The 26545-nt window shown below is 44.0% G+C and carries 22 protein-coding genes; 11 read left to right on the top strand and 11 right to left on the bottom strand.

Annotation, left to right across the window (positions count from 1 at the left end; genetic code table 11):
* Nucleotides 1-255: 255 nt before the first annotated feature.
* The 9 genes from DQQ10_RS10785 (at nt 256) to DQQ10_RS10740 (ending at nt 10619) form a co-directional block, all read left to right on the top strand.
* The gene (locus DQQ10_RS10785) at nt 256-936 is read left to right on the top strand and encodes an energy transducer TonB (protein WP_112746868.1); all 681 of its coding nucleotides are present in this window, start codon (nt 256-258) and stop codon (nt 934-936) included.
* A gap of 96 nt (nt 937-1032) precedes the next feature.
* Nucleotides 1033-1602 carry a DUF1990 family protein gene (locus tag DQQ10_RS10780; protein ID WP_245970374.1) on the top strand — a complete coding sequence of 190 codons (570 nt, stop codon included), beginning with the start codon at nt 1033-1035 and terminating at the stop codon, nt 1600-1602.
* Nucleotides 1603-1713: 111 nt separating this feature from the next.
* Nucleotides 1714-2295 (top strand): hypothetical protein, encoded by a 582-nt coding sequence (locus DQQ10_RS10775; protein ID WP_133259616.1) that lies wholly within the window; start codon nt 1714-1716, stop codon nt 2293-2295.
* A 261-nt stretch (nt 2296-2556) separates the two neighbouring features.
* Nucleotides 2557-3087, top strand: a complete 531-nt coding sequence (locus DQQ10_RS10765) for a DUF6933 domain-containing protein (RefSeq protein WP_394341972.1) — start codon at nt 2557-2559, stop codon at nt 3085-3087.
* 16 nt (nt 3088-3103) lie between these two features.
* Nucleotides 3104-3307 carry a hypothetical protein gene (locus tag DQQ10_RS10760; protein WP_112746864.1) on the top strand — a complete coding sequence of 68 codons (204 nt, stop codon included), beginning with the start codon at nt 3104-3106 and terminating at the stop codon, nt 3305-3307.
* 306 nt (nt 3308-3613) lie between these two features.
* The gene (locus DQQ10_RS10755; RefSeq protein ID WP_133259614.1) at nt 3614-4048 is read left to right on the top strand and encodes a hypothetical protein; all 435 of its coding nucleotides are present in this window, start codon (nt 3614-3616) and stop codon (nt 4046-4048) included.
* 388 nt (nt 4049-4436) lie between these two features.
* The gene (locus DQQ10_RS10750; protein ID WP_165823887.1) at nt 4437-8126 is read left to right on the top strand and encodes a PKD domain-containing protein; all 3690 of its coding nucleotides are present in this window, start codon (nt 4437-4439) and stop codon (nt 8124-8126) included.
* 9 nt (nt 8127-8135) lie between these two features.
* On the top strand, nt 8136-9152 hold the full coding sequence (locus DQQ10_RS10745; protein WP_112746861.1) for a PorP/SprF family type IX secretion system membrane protein: 1017 nt from the start codon (nt 8136-8138) through the stop codon (nt 9150-9152).
* A 51-nt stretch (nt 9153-9203) separates the two neighbouring features.
* A complete protein-coding gene (locus DQQ10_RS10740) occupies nt 9204-10619 on the top strand; it encodes a CCA tRNA nucleotidyltransferase (protein WP_112746860.1) in 1416 nt (471 codons plus the stop codon).
* 4 nt (nt 10620-10623) lie between these two features.
* Here the strand turns inward: DQQ10_RS10740 and DQQ10_RS10735 are convergent, their stop codons facing one another.
* Both DQQ10_RS10735 and DQQ10_RS10730 read right to left on the bottom strand, forming a co-directional pair.
* Nucleotides 10624-11031 (bottom strand): response regulator, encoded by a 408-nt coding sequence (locus tag DQQ10_RS10735; protein ID WP_221409709.1) that lies wholly within the window; start codon nt 11029-11031, stop codon nt 10624-10626.
* Nucleotides 11018-13750 carry a PAS domain-containing sensor histidine kinase gene (locus tag DQQ10_RS10730; RefSeq protein ID WP_112746858.1) on the bottom strand — a complete coding sequence of 911 codons (2733 nt, stop codon included), beginning with the start codon at nt 13748-13750 and terminating at the stop codon, nt 11018-11020. The genes DQQ10_RS10735 and DQQ10_RS10730 overlap by 14 nt, the downstream gene beginning before the upstream one ends.
* Nucleotides 13751-13873: 123 nt before the next feature.
* On the opposite strand from DQQ10_RS10730, the gene mscL reads away from it, so the two are divergent.
* Complete coding sequence (mscL, locus tag DQQ10_RS10725; RefSeq protein WP_112746857.1) at nt 13874-14305, top strand: large conductance mechanosensitive channel protein MscL; 432 nt, start codon at nt 13874-13876, stop codon at nt 14303-14305.
* A 94-nt stretch (nt 14306-14399) separates the two neighbouring features.
* Here mscL and DQQ10_RS10720 read toward each other — a convergent pair whose 3' ends face one another.
* The 8 genes from DQQ10_RS10720 to DQQ10_RS10685 all read right to left on the bottom strand — a co-directional run bounded on the left by DQQ10_RS10720 (nt 14400) and on the right by DQQ10_RS10685 (nt 23562).
* Nucleotides 14400-17090 carry a CHAT domain-containing protein gene (locus DQQ10_RS10720; protein WP_112746856.1) on the bottom strand — a complete coding sequence of 897 codons (2691 nt, stop codon included), beginning with the start codon at nt 17088-17090 and terminating at the stop codon, nt 14400-14402.
* Between the two features lie 5 nt (nt 17091-17095).
* Nucleotides 17096-17929: a hypothetical protein gene (locus DQQ10_RS10715; RefSeq protein ID WP_245970371.1), complete on the bottom strand. Its 834-nt coding sequence runs from the start codon at nt 17927-17929 to the stop codon at nt 17096-17098.
* 347 nt (nt 17930-18276) lie between these two features.
* Nucleotides 18277-19257 carry a M23 family metallopeptidase gene (locus DQQ10_RS10710; RefSeq protein WP_112746854.1) on the bottom strand — a complete coding sequence of 327 codons (981 nt, stop codon included), beginning with the start codon at nt 19255-19257 and terminating at the stop codon, nt 18277-18279.
* A 9-nt stretch (nt 19258-19266) separates the two neighbouring features.
* Nucleotides 19267-19803: a molybdopterin adenylyltransferase gene (gene mog, locus DQQ10_RS10705; protein ID WP_112746968.1), complete on the bottom strand. Its 537-nt coding sequence runs from the start codon at nt 19801-19803 to the stop codon at nt 19267-19269.
* Between the two features lie 50 nt (nt 19804-19853).
* Nucleotides 19854-20891: an oxygen-dependent tRNA uridine(34) hydroxylase TrhO gene (trhO, locus tag DQQ10_RS10700; protein ID WP_112746853.1), complete on the bottom strand. Its 1038-nt coding sequence runs from the start codon at nt 20889-20891 to the stop codon at nt 19854-19856.
* A 124-nt stretch (nt 20892-21015) separates the two neighbouring features.
* Nucleotides 21016-21654, bottom strand: a complete 639-nt coding sequence (locus tag DQQ10_RS10695) for a hypothetical protein (RefSeq protein ID WP_112746852.1) — start codon at nt 21652-21654, stop codon at nt 21016-21018.
* A complete protein-coding gene (locus tag DQQ10_RS10690) occupies nt 21654-22670 on the bottom strand; it encodes an amidohydrolase family protein (protein ID WP_112746851.1) in 1017 nt (338 codons plus the stop codon). The genes DQQ10_RS10695 and DQQ10_RS10690 overlap by 1 nt, the downstream gene beginning before the upstream one ends.
* A 19-nt stretch (nt 22671-22689) precedes the next feature.
* Nucleotides 22690-23562, bottom strand: a complete 873-nt coding sequence (locus tag DQQ10_RS10685; RefSeq protein WP_133259612.1) for a hypothetical protein — start codon at nt 23560-23562, stop codon at nt 22690-22692.
* Nucleotides 23563-23705: 143 nt separating this feature from the next.
* Between DQQ10_RS10685 and DQQ10_RS10680 the strand changes: the two genes are divergently transcribed.
* On the top strand, nt 23706-25670 hold the full coding sequence (locus tag DQQ10_RS10680) for an LTA synthase family protein (RefSeq protein WP_221409708.1): 1965 nt from the start codon (nt 23706-23708) through the stop codon (nt 25668-25670).
* Between the two features lie 82 nt (nt 25671-25752).
* On the opposite strand, the gene DQQ10_RS10675 is transcribed toward DQQ10_RS10680, so the two are convergent.
* Entirely contained in the window at nt 25753-26460 is a 708-nt protein-coding gene (locus DQQ10_RS10675; RefSeq protein ID WP_112746849.1) for a YebC/PmpR family DNA-binding transcriptional regulator, read from the bottom strand.
* Between the last annotated feature and the right edge of the window lie 85 nt (nt 26461-26545).

Raw genomic sequence — 26545 nt, 5'->3', positions numbered from 1 at the left:
CGGTAACGTAATTTAGGTGATGCGTAAGGGGCGCTGGCTTCTGGAAGCTGGTTTCTGAATAAGAAGTAAGAAGTAGGAACTAAAAGTAAAGAAGATAAGGACTAAGAAGTAAGGGAAGCCTTTGCTTATTTCTTTTTAGATTTGTGTTGGTAACCCCGATGCCTAAACAGACGTTGTGCGCAATCAGGTTGCCGTTCAGTTCTTACAACGCGACATTTGACAACAATACACTACGTACTTTATCACTCCAATTACATGAAACGACTCACTTTGCTACTCGTGTTAACAGTGCTCTCATACCAAATTACTTATGGACAAGAATTAAAAAACGTTAAGAAGCGAGAAAAAACTTTTAGAGAGGAATACGCTGTGTTAGCATCCGATAAAAAAATTAAGCATGGCGATTATAAAAGATACTCAATGACGGATCAATTAACCATTGAAGGGAAGTACGAGAACAATCAAAAAGTTGGCGAGTGGAAGTTTTTCGTGGATGGAGAGTTGGAACAAACATTTGATTATTCAGCGCAACAAATGAAGTTCCATAAAACAATGGAAGAACCGTATATCGTTGACGTGAATGGAACGGAAAAGCTGTTGATATTAGACACACCACCTACATACTTGGGGGCTAAAGTTCGCCTGCATGACGAGTTAAATAGCGTTATGACCTATCCGATGCAAGCAAGACGAATGGGAGTCGAAGGCGTGGTTATTGCATCGGTGTGGATTAATCCCGATGGCACAATTGAAACCAAAATTGTTAGGGGAATTATGAAGGAATGTGACGCGGAGTTGTTGAAGGGGTTAAGTAAAGTTGAGAAAGATTGGGTTCCTGGGACCCTTCAGGGCGCTACTGTAAAATCTCAATATTTCGTTGAATTGGAATATAAACTCGATTTTAAGAGTGGTTCAGTTTACATGACGGTGAGATAGAATTCAGTGAGGAAGAGGTGGTAATTTCTATCGAGCGTATTTTGACGTTAAGAATGAAAAGGTTTGAGATTATATGGGATACGTTATTCGTACGACATGAAGCTGTACATCACAGACCAGTCTGATAATTTTAGCAGACTATTACGGCATCTGATGACGAAGCCAACAATGACGTTTGATAAAACCACGTTGCAGGAGAAGGTGACGATAATAAATATCAGAACGGCACTGCGCTTGGAAGACAGTAATGTTGATTTTTTATTCGACTACAATATATTCCCTTCCCATATCATGACATTCTTGACACAATGGTCGTCTGAAAAAAGGAGCATGAAAGTCGGTGATACGATTTTACAGCAGGTCTTTTTCCCCCCGGTAAAGAACTTTTCCCAGAAGATGATTTTTGGCGTTCGAATTAATGACGTGATCGATGACGCGAAGCGAAAAGGCTTTAGCTACGTGACCCTCGAAGGACATGTTGAGAAAGGAGAATCCATTTTTACATTAGAGGAAGCCGAGGCCGGGCTAATTTTTAAAATTAGAACATTTTCAAAGCCTGGGAATCTGCTGACAACATTGGTCGATACATTTCTGACGTCACCATACCAAGCGTATTGTACACGGGCAGCGTTAGCGAACATAAAGAGGCAGCTTGAGCAAATTTAAAGTACTTGGAAGTCGCATAAGTCGTGAAGGCTAAGTACGTGAAAACCGCTGCGTGGTAACTGCGTTGTTAAAAATGTACATTTGGACAGTTAGATGATGGGATACCATAAATTGAAAAAGTCTAATGAGATTATTACTTTTTTGTTTCTTGTTCCTGTACTCATTCGTCGCGTTGGCGCAGGGCAATATTCCGAAAGGTTATGGACCGTTGGTCAGCATCATACCACCGACGTCGTAACGGAAGTATATTGGCCCTATAACAATCAAAAGTTTTTGTTTGTCAAGTACGGTTACGATTGGAAGCATCCTAGAATTTTAGTCGTTGATACCGATACTTGGAAAAACGTTAACTGGTTTGCAACGCAGGAGAAATATTCACGATTTTACGGACTTACGGATGCCGGCCAAGTGTTGGTGTTCCAAAGGATAAGAACGTTTTTATTTTTTACATCGATCAAGTATCGGTTTGTAAAATTCGCGACTGGCGAGAACAAGGATTACAGTCGAAAGCAACTCCTTCAATACATTGAGCAGCATGGCAAGCTCGAATCGGGAAAATCTTTTCATCTGAACGATATGGTGCTTTCACCCGATAGGAACTATCTTGTTGCTCGATCTAGTTTGATTTCCAATTTAGATGATCTACCTCAGAAGAGATTTGAATTGAAGGTGTTTAAATACAGAGAAAATTGATCGGACAAAAAGCAGGATGTAGGACCAGAGAATTTATTATAGATGAAAGTTTTACGAATAATTGGATTGTTGATTTTACTATTCTTTGTACTTCAGGAATTTGCCAATGCATATAAGCAAATCGGGTGGGACGTGATATTTATAATCATACCGTTTGCATTCATCGTCGCGGGTGTAATTTATTGGCGACGTAGGGTAAAGCAGCACAAAAACAAGTTATAGTATCGGTGTTCCTTAAGATGAAGATTAGATCGAGAAGAAATGACAATTTACTGCTCCAACAAGTTAGAACTATTTCTAAGACAAACTTCTCCAGAAAATCATTCACAGCTACCTTCGTCACTTGGGGATTGGAACGGGCATCTATTTACAATAGACAGAAGAAAGTGTCTCCTCTTGGTGAACAACAAAACTTGTTATGCAGTGCTGATAGCAAACATTTTGAAGAAGGACGTCAAGGACTTTGTTCAAGTTTTTAAGGAAAGGCTTATCCGGCAACTGGATTATGATATAAAGATAAATGAAGCGCAAGAAATTAGGTTCAGAAACGAACTTGGCGGCTTGGTCATTAGTAAAACCAATAATGATAGGCGTATCATGGGAATCATCAATCATTATATCGAGAACTTAAAATATCCCAATTACCAAGGTGGGATTGAAAATTGGGACGAGGTAAGAGTCTCTCACATTCTCAACGACTTTCCGGTTCGCGCCGACATAAATGACGGGAAAGGACGGCATGGTAAGTATTCATCGCCGACAACGCTCATGCGTACGTTGATCAACAACTGACATACGAAGGTTCCTTATGCCACGTGTCATAATTAATGCTATTCTTTTTCTCGTGGTTATCGTTGCTTCATGTGAACATAAACCTTCAACCGTAGCACAGCAAAAAGATTTATTGACAGCTTATCCGATCAAAGCTGAATTGGGATTTGTAGGTGCGAATCAAAATGATCAGATAGCCCTCATTCTCCGAAGAGATTCGGTAAAAGTATTTTCGTATTGAATCGAATTACTTAGAAAATGGCGAGGTTTGCCCCACGACTTTGGTGTCTTGAGACTTCAACAAGTTGAAGCCGATAGCATTTACCACTTCGAAGGTGGGAATGCAGAGTGTAAAAGTAAGCATGGAGATTATATTGTGGGGATGAAAATCTCCCTGTAGGATATACCTTTATCGAGATTATCCGCGATTGTAAGAACAATTCTTTGAACATCATTCAGGATGAGTTTGCCAAGCTTCGACGGAAATGGTAAGACACTAAATTGCGTGTCTTTACAAATTGGAGAAAATAAATCGTTAAGGCATAGTATGAGTTTTTTACAAGCTTCGATTTTTGCACTGCTTAGCTTTACTGTCATTTCATGTGGTCAACGCGACGAGCGCAAAAAGCTATCATCTATCGATAGCATTTGGGTTAATTTCAAGACACAGCTGGAGAATAGAAACGTTAAGTTCCTTGTTGCGAATTCGCTGGACACAATTCAATGTGTGGATTGTGGTGATAGTGCAGGCGAGGAAACAGAATTTTATGATGCTCACTTCATTTTTCAGAACCGTCTGGATAAGGTGAAACATTTCAAAAATCTAAGTGACAAAGACTTTACCACTCACGAGTCTGATAATTTAGTTCGCGTGAGCTACAATATTCCCAGTTCACTTTTTCAAGATCATGGATACAATCTGATATTTACTTTCGTCAAGGTAAAAAATAAGTATCTATTTGCCGGGATGATCGTGACATAAGCAGGACTTCATTGACCGATGGTCGTCACTTTAAACTAATGCCCCCACAAACATGGGATGACGCCCGCCGCAGTCCCTGGGAAATCCATTATCTCAAAAGCTGTTCACGTATCCTCGCGTGCCCGTTTATCCGCATTCTTTGCGTGTTCATTCCTCACTTATGACTTTCATCGAACAGACGGGAAAAATCAGGTATTCCAATGGTTTCCTTTACGCAATCTTTGTGATATAAGCGATCACCGTGCTAGCTGTTGGTTTAAAGTCGGATTTTTTTTGGACCGATAAAAACAAAATGTTCTTGAATAAACTTTTACTCTTTTTTTGCCTTGTTTTTTGTCTTCACCAAAATGTTTTTGGGCAGTGTAATGCCTTGCAACCCGCTAGGTTTGTGGACTTTGACACCGATCAGAGTTGCGCGCCGGTTACTGTAACAAAATTCATCATCCGGTATACGTTCACGTCGCAGCAAAACCCGGATGATATCTCCATTGTGTACGAATGGAATGACCCTGGCGGTAATCGAACTGTTGTGAGTGGTGCCGGACTTACCGTGACGAATAACGACAGGGTGTATGAGGCTAACGCTACCTTCGTGTACAATACCAACAATGGCCGATGCAGCATTCAACCTTCTGCAACGTTGTACTTTAGAGGCGTCGCGTGCTTAACTTCGAGACAAGTACAGGCCGCGTTTTTTTGGTCTACAGACGATCAAGCCAATGGGGTTGTAGCGATGGCGCCAGATTCGTGGGATGTATGCTACGAAAACCCAATCGTCAACGCACAATTTCGCGACGCGTCGAATTTCAACTGTAACATCGTTGCCGAGCCCGATAACCCGAACAGGGAGACGCGACATATGCAATTTGTTTACGGAACAAACCATAATGCTGCGGCAACAATCCGAAATTTAACGTTGACCGATGGTGGGGCACAGCCATTAACGGACGGTGCTGGTAACCTTGTGAATGTCGAGACACGTGGCACAGGTGTGCCTGTCCAGGGCGCGTATTTTGGGCCTATCGTCACGGTCCCGGTGCCAGCAGATGCACCAACTGCTGTCTCGTTTCCGATGAATGCGCCGATGAATTTGGCCAACATCGTCGGCAACCAGTTTGAAGTAACATTGTATAACTGGAATGTTTGCAATCCTTGGAATGGTGATGCGAACAATCCGAACTACGAAGATGCCATTGCGACGACAGGATACATCACGATTGTTGCAGCGCCAACACCTGCATTCTTCACACGCGATGCACTTGGAAATGCGCGAACGAGTTTTTGTATTGGAGAAGATATCTCGTTTCGAAATCAAACACCCAACGTTGGCGCCAATGCCTATCGATGGGAATTTTATGACGACGCTGCGGGTACAATATTCCTACGGCGAATAACAAGTCAAAGTCCAACGTTTAGCTTTGCTACCGGCGGGCAAAAATTGGTGCGCCTCACCGCGATCAGTAATACAGCGCAAGGTACTTGTGAAGCGCAGACCACGCGGATCGTCAATATCACACCGGCATTGGTTGCCGATATCGCGATCACGGATCTCGCGAACAATCCGATTTCCGGAGATTTCTGTCAAGAAACGACTGCGCCGCTAACGCCCTTCAATGTTCGCTTCTCGGATGTCTCAGCTGGCGTTGCCACACCAACTACACGATGGCGATGGGAGTTCGTAGACCAAAATGGAAACGTCTCTTTTCAATTTCCGGCAGGAGGTGGCTACGCATCGACGCAACTCGGCCCATTCGATCGTGTGTTCACAACCCCAGGGCTATACAAAGTGAGGCTTTTTATTCGCGACAGCGACACCGGATGTGAAACCGATCATGAAGATACGGTGCGCATATTCGAGAAACCACGACCTGCGTTTACATTCAACCGCGTTTGTATCGGCAACGACACGCACTTCGAAGATGCATCAACCATTAATCCAATAATCCCTGAAGAAACAATCGTACTACGCGAGTGGGACATGAATTTCGACGGAACATTTGATGCTGATGCCAGCCTGAACGATGAAACGTCATTTGATTATACGTTCACAACGAGTGGCACCCATCGGGTTGCTTTAAGGCTAACAACGAGTGAAGGTGAGTGCCTGCAATATATTGAGCAAGATGTGTTGGTCGATCCGTTGCCCAACGCTAGTATCGCTGCCGATGTAACGACAGGATGTAGTGTACTGGAAGTGACCTTCACCAACAATTCGATTGTAGGTCAACCGGACGGTATCCGCGAATATTATTGGGAGTTTAAAGAGCAAAGTGAAACGAATTTTGAGGTAGAATCCATTCAACGTCCCACGGATCCGGGTTTCGGTAATACACATCAAATTGATTTTGAAAATACAACGTCAATCAACAAGGTTTACGATGTGCGTCTTCGTGTAGTGACTGTCAACGGATGTGAACAAATTTCAAATACAGTCGTCATCACGGTGAACCCCGGGCCCAACTCAGGATTCGCGTCACTCAATTATTCTCCCTTCGATAATAATTGCTCACCCGTGACCGTAAATTTTGCTGTCGATAATCAAACCCGTGCACTCAATCCTACCGACTACGAGTGGACCGTGAGCGACGCGAGTGGTGTGATTAGTCAGGTCAGTACAGGAACGATTCCGACCTATACGCATGTGTTTCCAAATACAGATCAAATCGTAAAAAATTACCAGATCACATTGAGTACGACGCTCGTGTCGGGATGTTCAGAAGATTCTACACGCATCATTCAAGTAAGTCCTATCCCTTCCGGCACATTCGTTGTGAATACATTGGATAATACCTGTCAAAAAACATCTTATAATTTTGAGGCTACTCAGAAAGGACTTGTTGAATATGAATGGACGATATTGATCAACAACGTTATTGTATTTAGTCAAATGATGACCGACGATAATATCGACTATGAAGTCAACAAGACCGGTGCAAATCAAAACTTAGAAATTCGACTTCGTACGAGAAATGTCACGAACTGTCAGAGTATTCAAGAATCAGAAAGCATTGTCGTTCCACGCAGTACAAATCTTGTGGCATCTTTCATGGCAACACCAACTGTGCAAACATTACCGAATGCAACGGTAACAATTACAAACACGTCAACCCCGGGACCATGGCAATACGCGTGGGACTTCGGTGATAACAATACATCGACAAGTCCAACCGTGTCGAGCCACACGTATACACAAGCAGGTACCTATGCGATCACACTCACGATAAGCGACAACTCTTGCTCGTCCCTGCAGACTGTGATGGTGCAAATTAATCCAACGCCGCCGATTGTAGATTTCAGTTACGATCCGCCACGAGGTTGCGCGCCCTTGACAGTCGATTTTACAAATTTGTCGCAATTTGCTGATCCTTCGACCTACGTTTGGCAATTTGGTGCTAACCAAGGTTCTTCAAATGCGGTCAATCCTAGCTACACGTACTTTGAGCCTGGCATCTACACGGTTTCGCTTACGGCTGCGAATACAACAGGCGACGTTGATACGGAAGTGAAGTCAATGATCATCGAAGTATTGCCTTCCGCTGTCGCTCAATTTTCAGTGTATCCGAATGTGCTGGATCTTCCAGGCGACATTCTGTATACCAATAATAGAAGCGCCGGTGCAACAGGATATCTGTGGGATTTTGGCGATAACACAACCTCGGATGCAGAGCAGCCAACCCATAAGTATGAGCAAGAAGGCAATTACATTATACAACTCATAGCCTATGGGCCGGATGGTTGCAATGACACCACGCAGATTGATACACCGGTGAAAGCCGTGATGAGTGGCCGTCTTGCAATTCCAAATGCGTTCAGACCGAACCTGTCTGGTCCGGGAAGCACCAATAAACTGAATAACGAGGTATTTATTCCATTGATGACCCGTGTTTCGAAATTTCAAATGCTCGTCTTTAACAGATGGGGCACGCTGATGTTTGAGAGTTCAGATCAAGAAGTAGGTTGGGATGGTTACTACAAAGGTCAACTATGCCCACAAGATGTTTATGTATACAAGCTCATTATTGAATATGATGATGGAAAGTCCATTACGCAAACGGGTGACATTAACTTAATTCGATAACACGGCGTGATGAAAAATACAATACTGGTTTTATTACTGTCGACAGTCAACGTATTGATTGCTTTGGGGCAAGATCCGGAGTTCTCTCAATACTATGCACAGCCATTATACTTGAATCCGGCGTTTAGTGGAACGTCTGTGGATCATCGCTTTCATGCGAACTACAGAAATCAATGGCCGAACATTACCAATGCATTTCAAACGTATGCTTTTTCATACGACTATAATTTAGATCAATACAACAGCGGGCTCGGTGTTTTGTTGATGGTCGATAAGGCGGGTTCTGCAAATTTGAAGTCCACACAAGCTAATTTTCAATACGCGTACAAAGTACATATCAATGATAAATGGGTATTGTCTAGCGGTTTGAATTTTGGACTAGGCTTTCGCAGTGTGGATTACACAAAGCTTCGATTCTATGATGAATTAGAATTTGATACGCCTGGTGGCCCACCGATCGTCAAGCAATCGGATACGCAGAACACGAGCTATTTCGATTTTGGTGGCGGGATGCTTGCATACAGCAGAAAATTTTGGCTTGGTTTTGCGATGTCGCATTTGAATCGTCCAAATCGGTCACTAGTAGGAGAAGAGTCACAAATTCCGATTAAGACTACAATACATGGCGGTGTGCGCATTCCGTTGTATCACGGTGTATTTAAAAAAGATCGTATTGCGGCTATTGCACCTTCGTTCGTTTACAAAACGCAAGGCGGATTCGATCAGTTGGATATCGGCACCTATTTCCTTTACGAACCTGTTGTGGTCGGCGTGTGGTATCGCGGCATTCCGATTCAGCAAAATGTTGATGATCACATCAGCCAAGACGCCGTCGTTGTGATTCTCGGATTTCAATTGGAAAAAGTGGAGCTCAGCTATAGCTATGATATCACGGTTTCTCAACTCGGACCGATTTCCGGTGGTGCGCATGAAGTCGCATTAAAGTTTAAGGTTGACCTCGCTTCACAAGTCAAAATCCGTAAGAAAGAACGGTTTATACCATGTCCGACCTTTAATCGGGATTAATTTTCCGTTTTATGGGCGATGGTCGTACTTTAGCCGGATTTTAATCCGGGAATGAATTTAACGCCATCTTTAGAGCATCCGATTTTCAAAATCGTAGGTACAGTCGCCGACCAACTCGGCGTAGACGCTTACGTAGTCGGCGGCTATGTGCGCGATCTTATTTTAGAACGCAAAGACAAACCTTTTAAAGACATCGATTTTGTCTGCGTAGGCAGTGGAATCGAATTGGCCACGGCTGTTGCCAAAGCCCTTAACCCAAGTATGCGGGTAAATGTGTTTAAGAATTTCGGAACAGCACAACTTCATCACGATGGTCTGGATCTTGAATTTGTAGGCGCACGAAAGGAATCTTACAATCGCGAATCACGAAAACCGATCGTAGAAGATGGAACTTTAGGTGATGATCAACGTCGTCGTGATTTTACCATGAATGCATTGGCAATTTGTGTGAACGAAAAAAGATTTGGCGAGTTGATTGATCCCTTCAATGGCATTGCAGACATGAAGAAAAAAATGATCCGCACGCCACTTGATCCCGCGATTACATTTTCAGATGATCCCTTGCGCATGATGCGTGCTGTGCGGTTTGCGAATCAACTCAACTATGATATCGATCCTGATACCTTTGCGGGAATTTCTTCACAGGCAGAACGGATCAAAATTGTTTCGCATGAAAGGATAACGGATGAGTTAAATAAGATTATTGCGTGCCCAGTGCCTTCGTACGGTTTTAAGCTGTTATTTCACAGTGGCATGCTTCAACGCTTCTTTCCGGAACTGGTCGCGCTGCATGGTGTTGAGTATGTTGGAAACAAGGCACACAAAGACAATTTTTTTCATACGCTTCAAGTCCTCGACAATGTTGCGAAAATGTCAGATGATTTGTGGCTCCGTTGGGCTGCAATTTTACACGACATTGCAAAACCGGCAACGAAGCGGTTCGATAAAGTACACGGTTGGACATTTCACGGACACGAGGAGCGCGGTGCACGCATGGTGCCCGGTATTTTTCGGAAGATGAAATTGCCAATGGATGAACGGATGTTGTTCGTTCAGAAATTGGTACGCTTGCATTTGCGACCCATTCCGCTCGTCAAGGAAGTGACAGACTCCGCGGTACGTCGTCTTTTATTTGAAGCAGGAGAGGCAACAGACGCCTTGATGAAGTTATGTCGCGCAGATATCACCTCGAAGAACAACGATAAAGTAAATCGCTTTCTTAAAAACTTCGATCTCGTTGAGCAAAAAATGGCAGAGGTAGAAGAGAAAGATCGCATCCGGAATTTTCAACCACCGGTGAGTGGAAATGAAATCATGGAAATGTTTCAGATACCGGCCAGTAGAATTATCGGCGACATCAAAGAAGAGATCAAAGAAGCGATATTGGAGGGCGTAATCAAGAACGATCGCGAGGAAGCATTGGCACTCTTGATGAAGATTGCAAAGGAGAAGGGACTAACGCAATAGGTTGCTAAGCAGCTCTATTTAATAACTCAGCAAATTTCTCGCGACTTACAGGCTTGATCACATATTCTCTAACATGTACGTTTCTTTTGGCTCGATCAATATCGCGTGGGTCAATCGATGAACTTACCATGTAAATACGGATTTGCTTAGTTAGTTTTTCCTTCAGTTCTGCATAGTCGTCTAAGAACATCCAGCCATCGACAAAAGGCATATTGATATCCAGGAAAATCACATCGGGAAGATTTTCACTTTCGGCGGCGTTGACTTTAAGAAACTGTAAAGCTTCTTCACCATTCTCGAACTGAAGTATTTTGTCAGTAAGATTTGCAGCTTTGATGGTACGCGAGGCAGTAAGTTGAAATACCTTGTCGTCGTCTACGAGTGCTATAATTGGTTGTTTATTGTCCATCATTCTGATGCTTATTGAAGTTAATGTAGAAGGTAGTGCCTTCATTTTCAATACTGGCGATTGAAATTTCTCCTCCCATGGCCTCAATTTGATTTTTTATCATGAATAATCCAATACCCCGGCTCTCTGGATGACGATGAAATGTTTTGCGTAACCTAAATACTTGGTGGCCATAACGATTCAAATCGATTCCCAATCCATTATCGCTTACTTCTAACATGGTGAAATGCCCATGTCTGTAGGTTCTGAATCGAATGACTGGCTTTCGTCGCGGGTAAACATATTTTAGCGCGTTGCTGAGTAAGTTCAAAAAGATGCTCTCCATGTAGATGTTCGGATAAAGCATTTCTGGAGCGTCGCTGAAGTCACCTTCAACATCGGCTTGGGCTTCCGCTATTTTAGCGACAAGCATGGCCTTCACCTGACTGAACACAGACTCAAAACGGATCAGTTGCTTTTCAATATTTTTTGTTTGCTTGATTTTAAGCACATCATTCAATTCGTGCAGTGTCGTTAAAATCAAATTGCCAGACTCTTTTAGGTAGTTGATGTACTCGCTTTTTTCTTCCGCGGTGGCGGCTCCTTCCAGGAAGTTCAAAAGCGTGAGAATGTTTCCCACTGGGGCACGTAAGTTATGCGATACGATCTGTGTGAACTCTTCCAACTGTTCATTATTACGTTTCAATTCTTCGGTAATGGCCAGAAGTCGTGTGTTCTGTTCGAGGATTTTTTCTTCTGCGCGTTTACGCTCCGTGATGTCGCGAAACTCTGTAACACGGATGTGTCTTCCTTCGTAAGGAATTTGTTTGCCATGAATTTCTAAGAAGAAGCGGGTTCCGTCTCGGCGAATCCCTTCCACATCGTATGGCTTTTCGTAGTTACCTCTGATTTTGTCGATCACGAAGGGGCGCCATTCTTCTGCGATCAAGTCGAGACCATTCTTACCAACTAATTCTTGGTGGGTATAGCCTGTAAGATCGCACAGTCCTTGGTTGCAGTCGATGATTACACCTTGATCGTGTAACCCGATGCCGCCGAAAGATGCTTGTTGAAGTGTGCGAAAACGTTGTTCACTTTCCTGTAACGCCACCATTGCTTCACGTTGCTTTGTAACATCGCGTGCTGTTGCAATGAGAATTTCTTTGCCGAAATATGAACCTTTGCTAAGTCGCACTTCCTGTAAGAATACGTCGCCATTTTTCCGTTTGCCCCACCATGCAAATAATTGGCCTTCTGCTGTTGTCGGAAAATATTCCTCAAACCAACCGCCATTGTTTTTGTTCGGTGCGCGAAGAAACTCTGTTGTTCTACCAATAAAGTCTGCTTTCTCATAACCATACATGGCGCAAGCGCCTTTGTTCACATCGGCGAAAGTGCCGTCGAGGTTGAGAATGAATATTCCTTCTCTTACGGTATCGAATAGTTCGTGATAACTTTTCTCGCGTTGGCGGAGTTGCTCCTCAGATTGCTTTCGCTCGGTGATGTCTTGCGCGATGCCAATGATCTGCGTGACAAAACCTTTCTCGTCGCGTTTAAAAACAGTATCGCGGCTGATGAACCATCGCCATTGCCCTGACTTGGTTCGCATGCGATATTGCGTTTCCTTCACAACGTTGTCGGGTTCATTAGTCCATTTCTCGAAGTTGTCGATATCGTCAGGATGCGTAACGGTGCGCGTGAAATCTACACCGAGCCTGTCGATCTCTTCCGGCGTGTAGCCCATGAGTGTTCTTGCATTTCGGTTTGCATAGATACTCTTGTCGTTGACTAAGTCGTACACGTAAAGCATTCCCGGCATGGCATTCTCGATGCTTTCCTTAAAGCGATTGTTCTGAGCGATCGTATCTTCCGCATTAACGCGGTCTGAGATATCTTGCATGGCACCCAGCATGCGGTAAGGCTTACCGGATTCATCGGTAACAAAAAAGCCACGGTCAAAGAGATTGATGTATTTTCCTTTCTTGTGCTTGAAACGATAGTAAGCGTTGTAAGGGCGCAATGCTTTTTCGGCTAACTCCAGTTCTTGAAATGCTTCATCGCGATCCTGCGGGTGTATCAAGTCAACCCATCGGTTAATGTCTCCCATTTCTTGTGGTGTGTAACCGAGTACTTCCTGCACCAATCCACTCCACACAATATTGCCCGTGCGAATGTCGTAGTCGTAAACGATTAAGCCTGCACTAGCGGTGACCAACTCATAGCGAATTTTCCAATCTTCCTTCTCAAGTATGCCCAGTTCGATCGTGGTAATGTCTTGAATGGATCCCATCATCCGCGACGGTGTACCTTTTTTATCAACGATGATCTTTCCGATAGCCTCGACCCATCGGATTTCTCCGTCGGGTCTCATGATGCGATAGGTCAATACAAACTTCTCGCGATTCGCGATAGCGTTGTCGATGTTGTCTAGAATTTTCTTCCGGTCTTGATCGACGATGAGTAACAGGAATTGATCGAGGGTGTTACCAAGTACTTTTTGATCGATTCCAAAAATCTCGTGTGTATTCCTAGACCATTTGATACGCCCCGACTTGACGTTGAAGTCCCACAATCCCATGTGCGCAGACCGTAACGCAAGGTCAAGCGAATCCTCATTTGCAGGGGCTCTCTTTTTCGCAGGTTTCTTCAAGGAAGAAGTACGACGAGGTGACGATGTTAGAGTTTTCTTGCGGGATCTAGCGGCCGGAGTAGTTTTCTTCGGTCCCTTTTTTTTGCCTGGCATATCCCAATGTTTGTTAAAAGATACAAATTATTGCTTGCCCGGAAAAAACAAGGTTTGTTCTAAAGCTGCTTGTGGCGTAAGATTTGAAAAACTATCTTAGAAAACTTAAAACCCCCTTAAACTATGCTGAAAGAATTTAAAGCCTTCGCCCTTAGGGGAAATGTAATGGACCTGGCAGTCGGTGTGATTATCGGCGCAGCTTTTGGAACAATTGTGAACTCGGTGGTGAATGACTTGATCATGCCGCTGGTTGGCATTTTCTTTAAAGCCGATTTTAAGAACCTATACCTACCGTTATCTGATGCTGTAAAGGCAAAAATGGCCGCTGTTCCGAACTTATCGCTTGATGAAGCGAAAAAAGAAGGGCCGGTATTCGCGTATGGCAACTTCATCACGATAGTCATCAATTTTGTCATCCTTGCGTTTATTATTTTCTTGATGGTAAAGGGTATGAATTCGCTCAAGAAAAAAGAAGAAGCAGCCCCCGCGCCGACACCAGAAACACCACAGGATATTAAGCTATTGACTGAGATCAGGGACTTGCTGAAAAAGTAGAAAGGTTAAGGTTGAAAGTTTAAAGTTGAGGATTGCTTGTTTTGAATGATCTCATCATCTTACGAAACTCGCAGCTCAAAGCTCGTAGCTATTTTCAAAATCCAATCAAAATAAACGGTGCCCAGTAATAGGGTGCGGTATACTTTTCATCTTTCACGAGACTTAACTTTGCTTGCTTAAGATTTTCAGAGAAGTTTGCTTGCGGGTGTTGCAGCATCTCTTGGTAAAAGTTTTTCATCAAGACAGCCGTAGACTCATCGGCGACGCTCCAAAATGAAACGATCAAGCTCTTTGCACCGGCGTAAACAAGCGCCCGCGATAACCCGATAACACCTTCGCCCTTGGATATTTTTCCCAAGCCAGTTTGACACGCCGATAATGTGACCAGTCGCGCGTTTAGATTCAAGTTGTAAATTTCACCAGCAAAGAGGTTGCCATCCTCGGAGCCTACATCGGACTGTAAGAAGATTCTTGACAGTTCAGGATTACTTTCGTCAACAATGCCGTGGGTTGCAAAGTGGATGTAGTCGAATGATTTAAGATCTGGTGATTTCACTTTCTTTTCATCGGCGTTATTTCGTGTAAGCAAACTACTTTTATACTGCTTTTGATTGAACAGACTGGCAATGTCGTTCACCTCAGACTCTGTTCCTGGTAAATCATTGAGGTTGTCTTTTGCGGGAAAAGTAACAGGCGCACACAAAAAAATACTCGGTTGTGCTGAGGTTTGCGCTACTTCTTTTTGGAGGATCAATCCTGCGGAAAATTCATAGCGAACATTATATTTTCGAATAAGGAATGGCATTGATGGGTAGGGTGTATCAGGCGTTATCGCATCTGTGACGAGTGCTTCAAAAGGAATGATGCCCAGTCTCCCGACAGGAAGAATGATTAAGTCTGAAATATTTTTCGCAATCCGATCGGGGATAAGAATCTCCGATAGGTTGTTAACAGCTTTTGTGAAAGACTTTTTTTCATTAAAGAAAATGCTGTTTCGAAGCCCTGTGATGTATCGGTCGAAGTCTTTCGTGATGGCGTGATCTTCAATGCGAAAAGTTTTCTCGGTAATCTGAAAGCTGTAGATTCGATTGTTTTTCTCATCGGTAAAGTAGCTGACGAGCATTGTTTTTTGATCCAGCTTTGCTTGAAGTTGGGGAATGGACGGTGCGGCCGCGTTGAACTTCAAGTTGTAATATGACGGAAATTCTTTTTCCATCTTCTTAACAAAAGCCTCATATTGTCGGTTCAAGTTGAAGGAAGCTTCGCGTAGGTACTTCTCTTCGTCAGCGGATGGTTTTTGCGCGAGCCCCTGAGCACAAAGCGCAATCGCGGATTTTAATGTCTTTTCTTCTTCCAATAGATTTTGTGGAATGCCAGCAAACGATTTTGCGTTCGCGTCAGAGATTGCTTCTAGGAGCACGGCAGATTTGCTCTTCTCGGCGAAGTAAAACGCGTGCTCGTAGTATGACTTCTTTTTAAACGCTACCTGAGATGCTTCATAGGAAATGCGGACGCCGTTAGCATATACTTCGGTGGCAATTGCGCCCAATGAAATCTTGTCACTTTCATTGTTAATCTGTTGTCGCAGTTTGTCAATCAAGGTGTCACAGCGTTGTAATGTTTGAATGGCCAAGGTAAGGTCTTCAAATTTCAACGTCTTTCCGTAATGGCGTGCTTCGAGTGCTTGCGCCTTCGATAGCATCGTGTTGAGTAGTACGTTACCGTCGTAGTAGTTTTTTAAATGCGGACTTTGTTTTGGATCTGAAGAATTGAAGTCAGCGACATTGGCGTGCAGCGAGCGCTGATACGTTGCGAGCGCATCGTCGAATTTGTTTGCGGCCAGGTCAAGGTCTCCGATGGCGTTTAATACACGCCCAGTCTCCGGATGTTTACGGCCGTAACTTTCTTCATACATTTTCAACGCGCGCTCATAATATCCGCGCGCGGCTTTTGCGTCACCCATTTGGTTGTATGTTACGCCAAGGTTGAAGAGTACAAAAGCTTTTGACGGATGTGCTTGTGGATACATTTTCTCCCAGATCTTTAACGATGCTTCGAAATTGTTTACAGCATCGCCGTACAGCTCCAACGTGCGGTAGATGAAACCAACATTGGTTGTTGCTGTGGCAATCTTAGGATGGTCTTTATCGTGCAGCTTCTTGTAAATGGCGAGTGCTTTTTCGTAGAAGTCGAGTGCTTTGTCCGGATCTGTCATGCTAAAGACAAGACCAAGGTCATTGTACGCTGCTGCCATTAATTCGGTGTCGTCTTTTAAAAACTTTTGACGAATCGCGAGTGCGCGGTTGAGTTGTTCTTCGGCCTGAGAAAACTTACCTGTTGCGCGGTATAAATTTCCAAGGTGGGAGAGTGCTTGTGCGGCTTCAAGTGTTTCAGATTTTCCACTTTTGTCAAATATGGTAAGGGCATCTTCCAACGATTCTAACGCGCGATCATTACGGCCCTGGATCATGTAAAGCAATCCGTAGTTGCTTCGCGTAATCCCTTGCTGGAAGGTTAGGTTTGCTGTTGCAGCTTGTTCTTGGGCGTTGTCAAGGATGCGTGAAGCTTCATCAAATTTGCCCAGCCGTACCAATGCTTCAGCGGTAATATTCTTCAGCGCTATGGCCGTTTCTGCGGGTGGATTTTTCGATAACGCTTTTTCACTTTCCTGAATGGCCTCTTGATATTTCGCTTCACTCAACAGCGACTCAAGCTGTTTAAGATCTTGCGCATGCAAAAATGAAACACTAACGATCAGCAAAAGTAGGAGAGAGACGTGCTTCATGTTGATTAGAATCGGTAAACGTAGCTTAAAGAAGAAACAAATTCGCGGGTGAGTCCATCGGGGTTAAAGTCGCGTTGAACAATCTTATGGCCGAGCAGTAATTTTACCCCGGACCGGACATTGAAGTTGTAGCCGGTGGTCAAGATGCCCGAGAGTGCCAATCCCGTTGTGCCATCGGGCTTTACACGTTCACCATTGCCCAATTGAATTTCATCTTTCGTAATGCGGTAGATGGGGAGTAATCCCAGCGTAAAGTTTAATCGTGAAAAGCGGAAGTTTCTTTCAACGCGAAGCATCACATCGGTACCGCGCTTGAGGTGTTTTGCGTTTGCATATTTTTGGATATACGCCACGCTGTTCGGACCACCTTCCCACGCCGACCAGAGGAACTCATTTCCATTTTCATTGAACGGATGTTGTATTCCCGTTGCGATAAGCCAGCGCCGAGTAATAAGTGATATGCCCGCAATAAGATCGTATGTGCCAAGGCTCGTTTGATAATACATCGGCAAAGGTCTTCCATCAATATCTTTGTCGCTGTTATTGGTGGGAATCTTGCTGCCTAAAGATAAGTTCACATCAAACTTTTCATTGCTATGAATAGCGCGTGTGACGCATAAAGAAATGTCACCAAGTCCAGATGTTTCAGCTAATGTACCCGTGACCGCTTGATAGGGTAATTTAACTTGAAGCGAAGTCTTCGCATTCAGACTGAAATTTAAATCCGCCGTTGCGACATAAACTACCGGGGTGAGTGTGGTTGTGCCACGATAAAAACTAAGCTCCATTGAGCGTAGGCGTAGTTCGATCTTTTTGTTGAAAGGCTGGTCCGGCTTCATGGCTCCCATGGTACAAAAACCAGCATCACTACAACCTTGAGAAAAGGCTGTATGGATAACGACAAGAAAAAACAGAAGTAATGAAAGGACAGGCCGGTGCATTCTTGGGTCAAGTTGATCTGAACGAAGATACTAAAAGTTATCGCCCGCCCGTCAATAGTAACTGAAGAGGTGACGGGAGCGGTTACAGTTTGCCAGTTTCCAATTGCTAGTTTTCCTAATGGGTATAATCAGTGGAAACAAAAAAAAAGGCCACCACACGGCAGCCTTCAACATCTTTGCAAAACCGGTAAACTGGTGAACCGGTAACTGGCACACCGGTAACTGGCACACCGGCAACTGGCTTCCTACATTCCCAGCGACTGGTTTTCTATAGAAGCAAGCTCAAGTACTTTCTCGTATTCTTCTGCGGAGAGATCGTTGTAGAAATAGTGAACCGGATCAACGTGCGCGCCATTGATCATCACTTCATAGTGTAAGTGAGGCGCTGTTGAGAGTCCTGTGTTTCCGACGTAACCGATAAGGTCGCCGCGTTTTACATTTTGTCCTGCGCGCACCGCGAACTCATGCATGTGCGCATAGCGTGTACGGTATCCGAAGCCATGGTCGATTTCAACCATTTTACCATAGCCACTAAATCTCACGTCGACACTCATCACTTTACCATCGGCAGTAGCATAGATTGGTGTTCCGATGGCGGCAGCAAAGTCAATTCCTGAGTGCATTTTCTTCACTTTATAGATCGGGTGTGTTCTCATCCCGAATCCAGAGGCGAGTGCCATCAATTGCTTGTTAGAGATCGGCTGAATGGCAGGGATCGCGGCATACAACTTTTCTTTATTGTCGGCGAGGCGAGAGAGCTCATCCTGAGATTTTGTCTCGATATAAAGCTTACGCTTGAGGAGATCAACTTTCTCAGAAAGCTCAATGACGAGGTCGCCATTCGCGAGTTTCTTGTCGCGGATGTCGGCATAACGATCAGAACCACCAACACCGGCATCCCGGACGGATTTATCGATCGGTTCAGCACCGAGAACAACGCGATAAATATTGTCATCTCTCGTTTCAACGCCTTCCACGATTTTCTTAAGATCGTTTACCTGGCGGTTCATTTCCGTGAGATAAAACTCCTGATCGACAAGTTTGTTCTTGAGAACCAACTCATTCGGTGTTGGGAAATAAGTGCGGCTCACGGCGAGGAGGCCTGCTGCGATGATGATCAGAAGTGAGAAAAGTCCGAGGGCGTTGAGAACAACGTCACTCGTCTTGGTCTTTACCCGCTCATATTTGCAGGTTTCCGTGTCGTAGTAGTACTTTATCCTTGCCATAACTTACAATTATACCGATTGAGGCCTAAATGGCTTGATGACCGCTTCATTACATTCGATAAACGGTCCGTCCAAGAGGTCAATGCAATATGGGATCGCTGGGAACACCGCATCCAGACATTGCCTGATTGCTTTTGGCTTGCCAGGCAAATTTACGATTAATGTCTGGTTTCTGATACCTGCAGTCTGACGTGATAGGATGGCGGTAGGCACGTATGTAAGACTTTTAGCACGCATGAGCTCGCCAAAACCGGGCATCATTTTGTCACAAACCGCTTCTGTGGCCTCTGGCGTCACGTCCCGTCTTGCTGGCCCGGTTCCGCCAGATGTAATAATTAAACAGCATTTCTTCAAATCCGCCATATCAATCATCGTTTTTTCGATTAATGGCTGTTCATCTGGTACTACGGCGTAATCTTTTTCCCATGGGCTTGTCAAATATTCATTCAGCGTGGCGACAATCGCCTTGCCTGGAATATCTTCGTATACGCCTTGGCTCGCCCGATCCGACACATTGATAATGCCGATGCGAATAACTTTGCTCATGGTATGTTGCTGGTTATTGTTGTTAAACTTCAATGCCTGACGGGCAAGCATTATTCGTCGACAGCGTTGAAACGGATATTCTCCGACCTCCCTTTTCGAAATACTTGCCTGCCCTTGTTCACGCCCTTCCGAAGTTCTCGCTGTGCTTCTTCCGGAAGAGTAATAACATGCGCACATTCAGGCGAACAACACCCGTTGAATTTTTCTGCGCAGGATTTACATTGAATGAATAACAAATGGCATCCGTCGTTTTTGCAGTTTGTATGGTCATCGCACGGCGCACCGCATTGGTGACACGACGCAATGATGTCGTCGGAAATTCGCTCACCTAAACGTTCATCGAATACGAAGTTCTTGCCGATGAATTTGTTTTCGAGTCCTTCAGCTTTTACTTCTTGCGCATACTTAATGATACCGCCGTTCAACTGAAATACATTCTTAAACCCTTGATGTTTCATCCAGGCGCTAGCCTTCTCGCAACGAATGCCCCCCGTACAATACATCAATAGTTGTTTGTCTTTGTGCTCCTTCATCAAATCTTCAACTACTTGAAGTTCTTCTCTGAATGTATCAACATCGGGACGTACCGCATTTTTGAAATGACCAACTTCGCTTTCGTAGTGATTGCGCATATCGACAATCACGGTGTTCGGATCATCGGCTAGTGCGTTAAATGTTTTTGCGTCGACGTGCGTGCCTTGATCGGTCACATCGAAGGAAGCATCATCTAGCCCGTCGGCGACAATTTTTTTGCGGACAAGGATCTTCAGCTTAAAGAAGGATTTACCATCATCTTGTACCGCGATGTTTAAGCGGACTTGATCAAGCCAATGGATACTATAGAGATATGTTTTAAAATTATCGAGTTGACTTTCAGGTACACTAATCTGAGCGTTAATACCTTCAAGCGCCACATAGATTCTTCCCATGACATCGAAAGACTCGAGACCTTTGTAAAGGGCATCCCGGAAATTTTGCGGATCGGTAATGTGATGATATTTGTAAAAAGAAATGGTGACCCTTTTCACGGGCGACGTGCGCATCTTCTCCTTGAGAAGTCGGCCGTCTTGACGATTGTGTAGCGGCATAAAAAGCTGATTAATTGCAGGTTAATCCAGACTTTAAACAATTGTGGCTACAAAGATAAGAAAGAGTCCGCGGGGGTGAAAGTCGAGCGCAAAAGTTCAGTATACGCACCGAGGCTAGGTACTGCTACAGCTTCGACTTAAGCTCACCGCGAAGAAGCTGGTTGTACTGTTCGCAGGTCAGCAGCCCGTGCTTGTTGCAAAAGCCACATGTTTTGTATTCGTCACCAAAGGCCGCCTTTTTTACGATCACGTGATCACCTTTACAGACAGGGCATGTCACAAGTCCAGATGGCCCACAATCGATGTCGTAGTCAACAGATAGGACCTCCGTTGCTTTTTTTATCTCGACAGATTTTTCTTTCAAATAGGCGGATTCAGCATCGCGCTTTATCGTCGTCGCTTCTTGATAGAATTGGCCGTTGGTACCCTTCAGTTGAATGTACTTATTGAGCCAATCGATAGCTTGTTTGTTTTTTGCCAGATAGAAAGAGTTTTTGCCAAAGTAAAAAGTGAGGTCGGACGGAACACCTTTGATGTTGTCGAGCACATATTTGAATTTTACTTCTGCTTCCTGGTAGCGGCCATTGTCCATAAGCACAACACCGGAATCCATTTGCTGAAGTAGTAGTGTCTTGCGTTGTTGTTCGTTCTGTTGTTTAAAATCCTGCACGCGCGTTTGTTCATCAGGTACTTGCGCATAGCTGATGGTGGTTGCCAATACGAATAGGAGGAGGGTATTTATCGTCGCTTGTAGCTTGTTCATTATAGACTTCCTTTAAATCTGTCTAGCGGCACGTTCAACCAATCTAGTGCAGCTTGGTAAAAAATATCTTGCTGTGTCTTCAGGTCAAGATTCATCTCTTCAATAAACTTACCAATTTCCAAATCTCCCAGCGGAAAAGGATAATCGGTACCCAAGGTAATCTTTTCGGACCCTTGTAATCTCAAAACGTATTCCAGCATCATCGCGTCATGTGTAACGCTATCGACCCAAAATTTGCCGAGATAATTTTTCGGCGGAACATTGTTGTCGATGGCTACAAGGTCTGGACGACAATCGAAGCCATGCTGTATTCTTCCAATGGTGGACAGAAAAGAACCGCCTGCATGTGCAAAGTTTACGCGCAGCGTAGGAAGTTTTTCAAAAATCCCGCCAAAGATCATGGAGCAGATGGCACGCGATGTTTCTGCGGGCATTCCCACTAGCCACGGTAGCCAATAACGTTGCATGGAGCGTTCACCCATCATGTTCCAAGGGTGAACGAGTATGGCCATGGCGTGTGCAGCACAGGCTTCGAATATTGGAAAAAAGCGATCTTCGTTGAGATTGAGGTCATTGATGTTTGAGCCGATCTGAATTCCCTGAAGTCCAATTTCTTTACAGCGTATCAATTCTTGCACGGCCAGTTCTGTATCCTGCATAGGGATGGTGCCCAGTCCCAAATAGTTTTGCGGATACTTCACAATTAGTTCAGCGATGTGATCATTTAGGAAACGGGAGCTTTCTAGCGCGTCAAGTGGCTTTGCCCAGTAGTTGAACATCACAGGAATCGTACATACGACCTGCACTTCTGTGTGAAACTTAGCGTATTCCTTAATGCGTAATTCGGCATTCCAACAGTTTTCATGGATCTCCCGAAAAAACTGATTGCCACGCATCATTTTAGCCGAGCCTTTTTTATGGTGCTGCAGATAGATGAAGTCGCCATAGCCAAACTTCTCCGTCCAGTTGGGTAGTTTCTTGGGAAGAATATGCGTATGCGAATCTATTTTTAGCATGCTTCAAAACTCAAATCTATTATTTTGGACCTTGCCGACTCGATCTTACGGAAGGATATTTTTTAGGAACAAATCGTTTCTTGGACTTAGCGGCTTTTGCTTTTGGCTTAATGACCACATATCGTGAAACGCCAACGGTGAGTTGTGCGAAAAATTCGTGTCTTGATCCAGGAAGGCTATAAAGTGTCTGGTAACGCGCGATTTTATCTTGATAGGAATTTGTGCGTGGATCGAGTAGTCCAAAATTTACACGCATGTCAAACGATACGCGCCAATCTTCAGAGGCGTTCCAGTCGGACCGAATACCGAGTAGAACGAAGAGCTGCGTGTTTTTAAAATCAGTTTTTTCAGCCATCGTGAAGCTATTTACTTTCGGTGCTTGTACGCCGTCAGCCATCGGCGTATAAGTATTAGGAAGGATGGGATATAACTCATCTTGAAAACGGAATAGCCCAGCATCATGTGTAATCAATTGACGACCGTTGAGCAATAGCGCCGCGGAAACACCAGTGACTGCGCTTACCTTGAAAAACGTAAGGTCAATCAAGTAGAACTTTGCTGCCAACGGTACGGCTAGGTATTGTAAGTTCGTTTTTTGGATACCCTCATGGCCACCGCGATTGTTCACGATAAAATAGTTTTGCCCAGTGTTCACAATGCCGGGGCTGAAGAGGAGTCCATACCGCGGAAAGTCGATGCCGAAACTCACGCCGATGGGAGCAAATTTAAGATCATATTTGGTGCGGTATCGGGGGTCGCTATTGATGCCTTGGTCAAAGCTGTACGGCGAAATAATCCCCGTAAAAAAGCCCAGAGAATATGTTTTTGATTGAGCACCAACGACATGCGCGACAAAGACACAACAGCAAAACAGGAATAATCGCAGGCGCATTGTATTGACCATTCAGGCAATCAGCAAAATAAGCATTAATCGCCAAATCATTAAAAAAGTGTGATTGGTCGATGGTTTCCCGGTCTTTGACATGATTACTATTCTGTAAATTTTCTATTAATTCGCACCATTAAAGTTGTGACGTGAAGAACCTCATCCAATTCGTTAAAAATATTCCTTTACGCGGTAACATCTATTACGTGTTGTTGCTTCGCTTGGTGGTAGTGATGTTTTTATTTACGCTTTGTCGAATTGGGTTCTATCTCTTCAATATGAGTTATTTTCCGGGCATGACCGCTGGGAAATTCTTTAGCATCTTCCTCGGTGGTATTAAGTTCGATATCACAGCAGTCCTCTACACAAACCTACTGTTCATCTTGATGATGATCGTACCACTTTATGTACGGTTCAAACAAGGTTATCAAACTATTGTGAAGTGGATTTTCTACATCTTCAATAGCCTCGCTCTGGCAATGAACGTTGGTGACTTTATCTATTTCAAATTTACGGGTAGACGTACAACGAGTGATATCTTCCAGCAATTCGAGAATGAAGGGAATATGGGAGGCCTATTCTTTAAATTTATTATCGACTACTGGTACGCCACGTTATTTTTAGTTGCACTCGTCGTGCTGATGGTGTGGCTCTACAATCAAATTGAGCTGCGTGGACCTGTTATGAAGAATAAAATTGTATTCTACCTCGCCGGCATAGTGGCACTTCCGCTGATCGCCTATCTTTTTGTGGGCGCTGCACGCGGAAACTTCCTGCACAGCACGCGTCCCATCACCTTGAGCGATGCCGGTAAGTATGTTCATGATCCAGGCGATGTGAGCATCGTATTGAATACACCTTTCGCACTTTATCGTACGTTGGGAAAAACTAAAATTAAAAAAGTAAAGTACTACGATTCCGAAGAGAAGTTAGCAGAAGTGTTTACGCCAATCAGACATGGAATCGACTCCGGTGAGTTTAAAAAGATGAATGTCGTTGTGATTGTGTTAGAAAGTTTTTCGAAAGAGTTTTTCGGTTTCTACAACAAGGACAAAGAGAATGGAACCTATAAGGGGTATACGCCCTTTTTGGATTCATTGATCGCTCATAGCCGTACTTTTCAGTATTCGTTTGCCAATGGTCGAAAATCCATCGACGCATTGCCGTCTGTGGTCGCGAGTGTGCCATCGATGGGGTTGCCCTATGTGTTGTCTCCTTTTTCTGGAAACAGGATTAATAGTTTGGGAAATATCTTGGCGAAGGAAGGCTACAACAGTGCATTCTTTCATGGAGCACCCAATGGCAGCATGGGCTTCGAAGCCTTTATGAATGTGGCCGGTATTCAATCATACTACGGCATGACTGAGTACGGCAACGACGCTGATTACGACGGATGGTGGGGAATATGGGATGAGCACTTTTTGCAATTCACGGCGGATACACAAAAGGATTTTAAAGAACCTTTCTTGTCTGTGTTCTTCTCCGTGTCGTCACATCATCCTTTCAGCGTTCCAAAAAAATATGAAGATGTATTTAAAGGCGGAAAGGAACCGATTCTGAGATGTATTCAATTTACAGATCACTCATTGAAAAAATACTTTGAGAAGATTTCAACGTACCCTTGGTTCAAAAATACATTATTCGTGATTACGGCCGATCATACCTCCTCGAATGTGTTGTTCGATCAAAGTAGAACTGCGAAAGGATTGTTTTCCATACCGATCATTTTTTATCGCCCCGATGATAGTTTATTGGGTGTGGATTCAACGTCGATCATTCAACAGGCTGATGTCATGCCAACGGTGCTCGGACAACTCGGTTATAAAAAGGATTTCGTTGCATTTGGTCGTGATGTGTTTCATTCGACATCACCATCATGCGCCTGGAATTATAAGGATGATGTCTTTCAATACTATGAAGGTGATTTGATGCTGCAATTTGATGGTAAACGGAGCATTGCACTGTATAATTTCAAAACAGATATTATGCTGTCGAATAATTTGGTGAAAGATCCTTCGTATAAGGAGCGTGTACTGCAACTAGAGCAGAAAATCAAAGCCATTATTCAACAGTACAACAATAGAATGGTCGATAACAACCTGACAATTCGTTGATAAATTTTAGGTATTATCGGTCATAAAAAAAAGCGGAATTAACGCCGCCTTTTTTTATGATCACTTCGTAAGGAGAAATTTTCTACGCGAGGTTGTGATACACAGTTTGTACATCATCATCTCCCTCAAGCATCTCAACGAGTTTGAGAACTTCGTCCGTTTCGGCTTCCGATAGTTCTTTTGTCATGTTGGGAATGTATTGCAGTTCAGAGCTTTTTGCATCAAGGTTTTTTGATTCAAGAAACTTCTGCATGTGACCGAACTCTGTAAATTTTGTATAGATGATGATCTCTTCGTCACCACGTTCGATGTCTTCAGCGCCCGCATCGATGAGGTCGAGTTCAATGTCATCGACGTTGATCTTTGATGGGTCGAATTTGAAAACACCTTTTCGCTCGAAAAGGAATGCCACGGATCCTGAATTTCCCATGCTACCATGGCCTTTGGAAAAATGAAGTCTGACGTTAGCGACTGTGCGTGTCGGGTTGTCGGTTGCGCATTCAACGAGGATCGGAACACCGTGTGGTGCATATCCTTCGTAAACCACTTCTTGGAAATCTTTTTCTTCTTTAGACGATGCTCGTTTAATGGCGTTTTCAACCTTCTCTTTTGGCATGTTCAACCCCTTGGCGTTCTGAATTGCCATGCGAAGCTTCGGGTTGTTTTCGGGGATCGGGCCACCTTGCTTTACGGCAATGGCAATATCTTTTCCAACGCGCGTGAAGGCCTTGGCCATCCGGTCAAAGCGCGCGAACATTTTGTGCTTTCGTTTTTCAAATATCCGTCCCATATCTAATGATCAGGTTTAAGCTTGTTAAGGGAGGCAAAATTAGGCGAGTTATGGAAATTGGCAAATTGAAAGTCACTTCTGGCAG

Origin of the sequence: Pseudochryseolinea flava (assembly GCF_003286915.1) — a bacterium.
GTDB classification, from domain to species: Bacteria; Bacteroidota; Bacteroidia; order Cytophagales; family Cyclobacteriaceae; genus Ohtaekwangia; species Ohtaekwangia flava.
The sequence above is the reverse complement of the archived record's forward strand: the minus strand, read 5'-3'. Positions and strand labels throughout refer to the sequence as shown.

What these genes read in the sequence shown, in the direction of transcription:
- DQQ10_RS10785 (WP_112746868.1), top strand. Translation starts at nt 256, where the DNA reads ATGAAACGACTCACTTTGCTACTCGTGTTAACAGTGCTCTCATACCAA.
- DQQ10_RS10780 (WP_245970374.1), top strand. Translation starts at nt 1,033, where the DNA reads ATGAAGCTGTACATCACAGACCAGTCTGATAATTTTAGCAGACTATTA.
- DQQ10_RS10765 (WP_394341972.1), top strand. Translation starts at nt 2,557, where the DNA reads ATGACAATTTACTGCTCCAACAAGTTAGAACTATTTCTAAGACAAACT.
- DQQ10_RS10760 (WP_112746864.1), top strand. Translation starts at nt 3,104, where the DNA reads ATGCCACGTGTCATAATTAATGCTATTCTTTTTCTCGTGGTTATCGTT.
- DQQ10_RS10755 (WP_133259614.1), top strand. Translation starts at nt 3,614, where the DNA reads ATGAGTTTTTTACAAGCTTCGATTTTTGCACTGCTTAGCTTTACTGTC.
- DQQ10_RS10745 (WP_112746861.1), top strand. Translation starts at nt 8,136, where the DNA reads ATGAAAAATACAATACTGGTTTTATTACTGTCGACAGTCAACGTATTG.
- DQQ10_RS10740 (WP_112746860.1), top strand. Translation starts at nt 9,204, where the DNA reads ATGAATTTAACGCCATCTTTAGAGCATCCGATTTTCAAAATCGTAGGT.
- DQQ10_RS10735 (WP_221409709.1), bottom strand. Translation starts at nt 11,031, where the DNA reads ATGATGGACAATAAACAACCAATTATAGCACTCGTAGACGACGACAAG.
- DQQ10_RS10730 (WP_112746858.1), bottom strand. Translation starts at nt 13,750, where the DNA reads ATGCCAGGCAAAAAAAAGGGACCGAAGAAAACTACTCCGGCCGCTAGA.
- mscL (WP_112746857.1), top strand. Translation starts at nt 13,874, where the DNA reads ATGCTGAAAGAATTTAAAGCCTTCGCCCTTAGGGGAAATGTAATGGAC.
- DQQ10_RS10720 (WP_112746856.1), bottom strand. Translation starts at nt 17,090, where the DNA reads ATGAAGCACGTCTCTCTCCTACTTTTGCTGATCGTTAGTGTTTCATTT.
- DQQ10_RS10715 (WP_245970371.1), bottom strand. Translation starts at nt 17,929, where the DNA reads ATGAAGCCGGACCAGCCTTTCAACAAAAAGATCGAACTACGCCTACGC.
- DQQ10_RS10710 (WP_112746854.1), bottom strand. Translation starts at nt 19,257, where the DNA reads ATGGCAAGGATAAAGTACTACTACGACACGGAAACCTGCAAATATGAG.
- mog (WP_112746968.1), bottom strand. Translation starts at nt 19,803, where the DNA reads ATGAGCAAAGTTATTCGCATCGGCATTATCAATGTGTCGGATCGGGCG.
- trhO (WP_112746853.1), bottom strand. Translation starts at nt 20,891, where the DNA reads ATGCCGCTACACAATCGTCAAGACGGCCGACTTCTCAAGGAGAAGATG.
- DQQ10_RS10695 (WP_112746852.1), bottom strand. Translation starts at nt 21,654, where the DNA reads ATGAACAAGCTACAAGCGACGATAAATACCCTCCTCCTATTCGTATTG.
- DQQ10_RS10690 (WP_112746851.1), bottom strand. Translation starts at nt 22,670, where the DNA reads ATGCTAAAAATAGATTCGCATACGCATATTCTTCCCAAGAAACTACCC.
- DQQ10_RS10685 (WP_133259612.1), bottom strand. Translation starts at nt 23,562, where the DNA reads ATGCGCCTGCGATTATTCCTGTTTTGCTGTTGTGTCTTTGTCGCGCAT.
- DQQ10_RS10675 (WP_112746849.1), bottom strand. Translation starts at nt 26,460, where the DNA reads ATGGGACGGATATTTGAAAAACGAAAGCACAAAATGTTCGCGCGCTTT.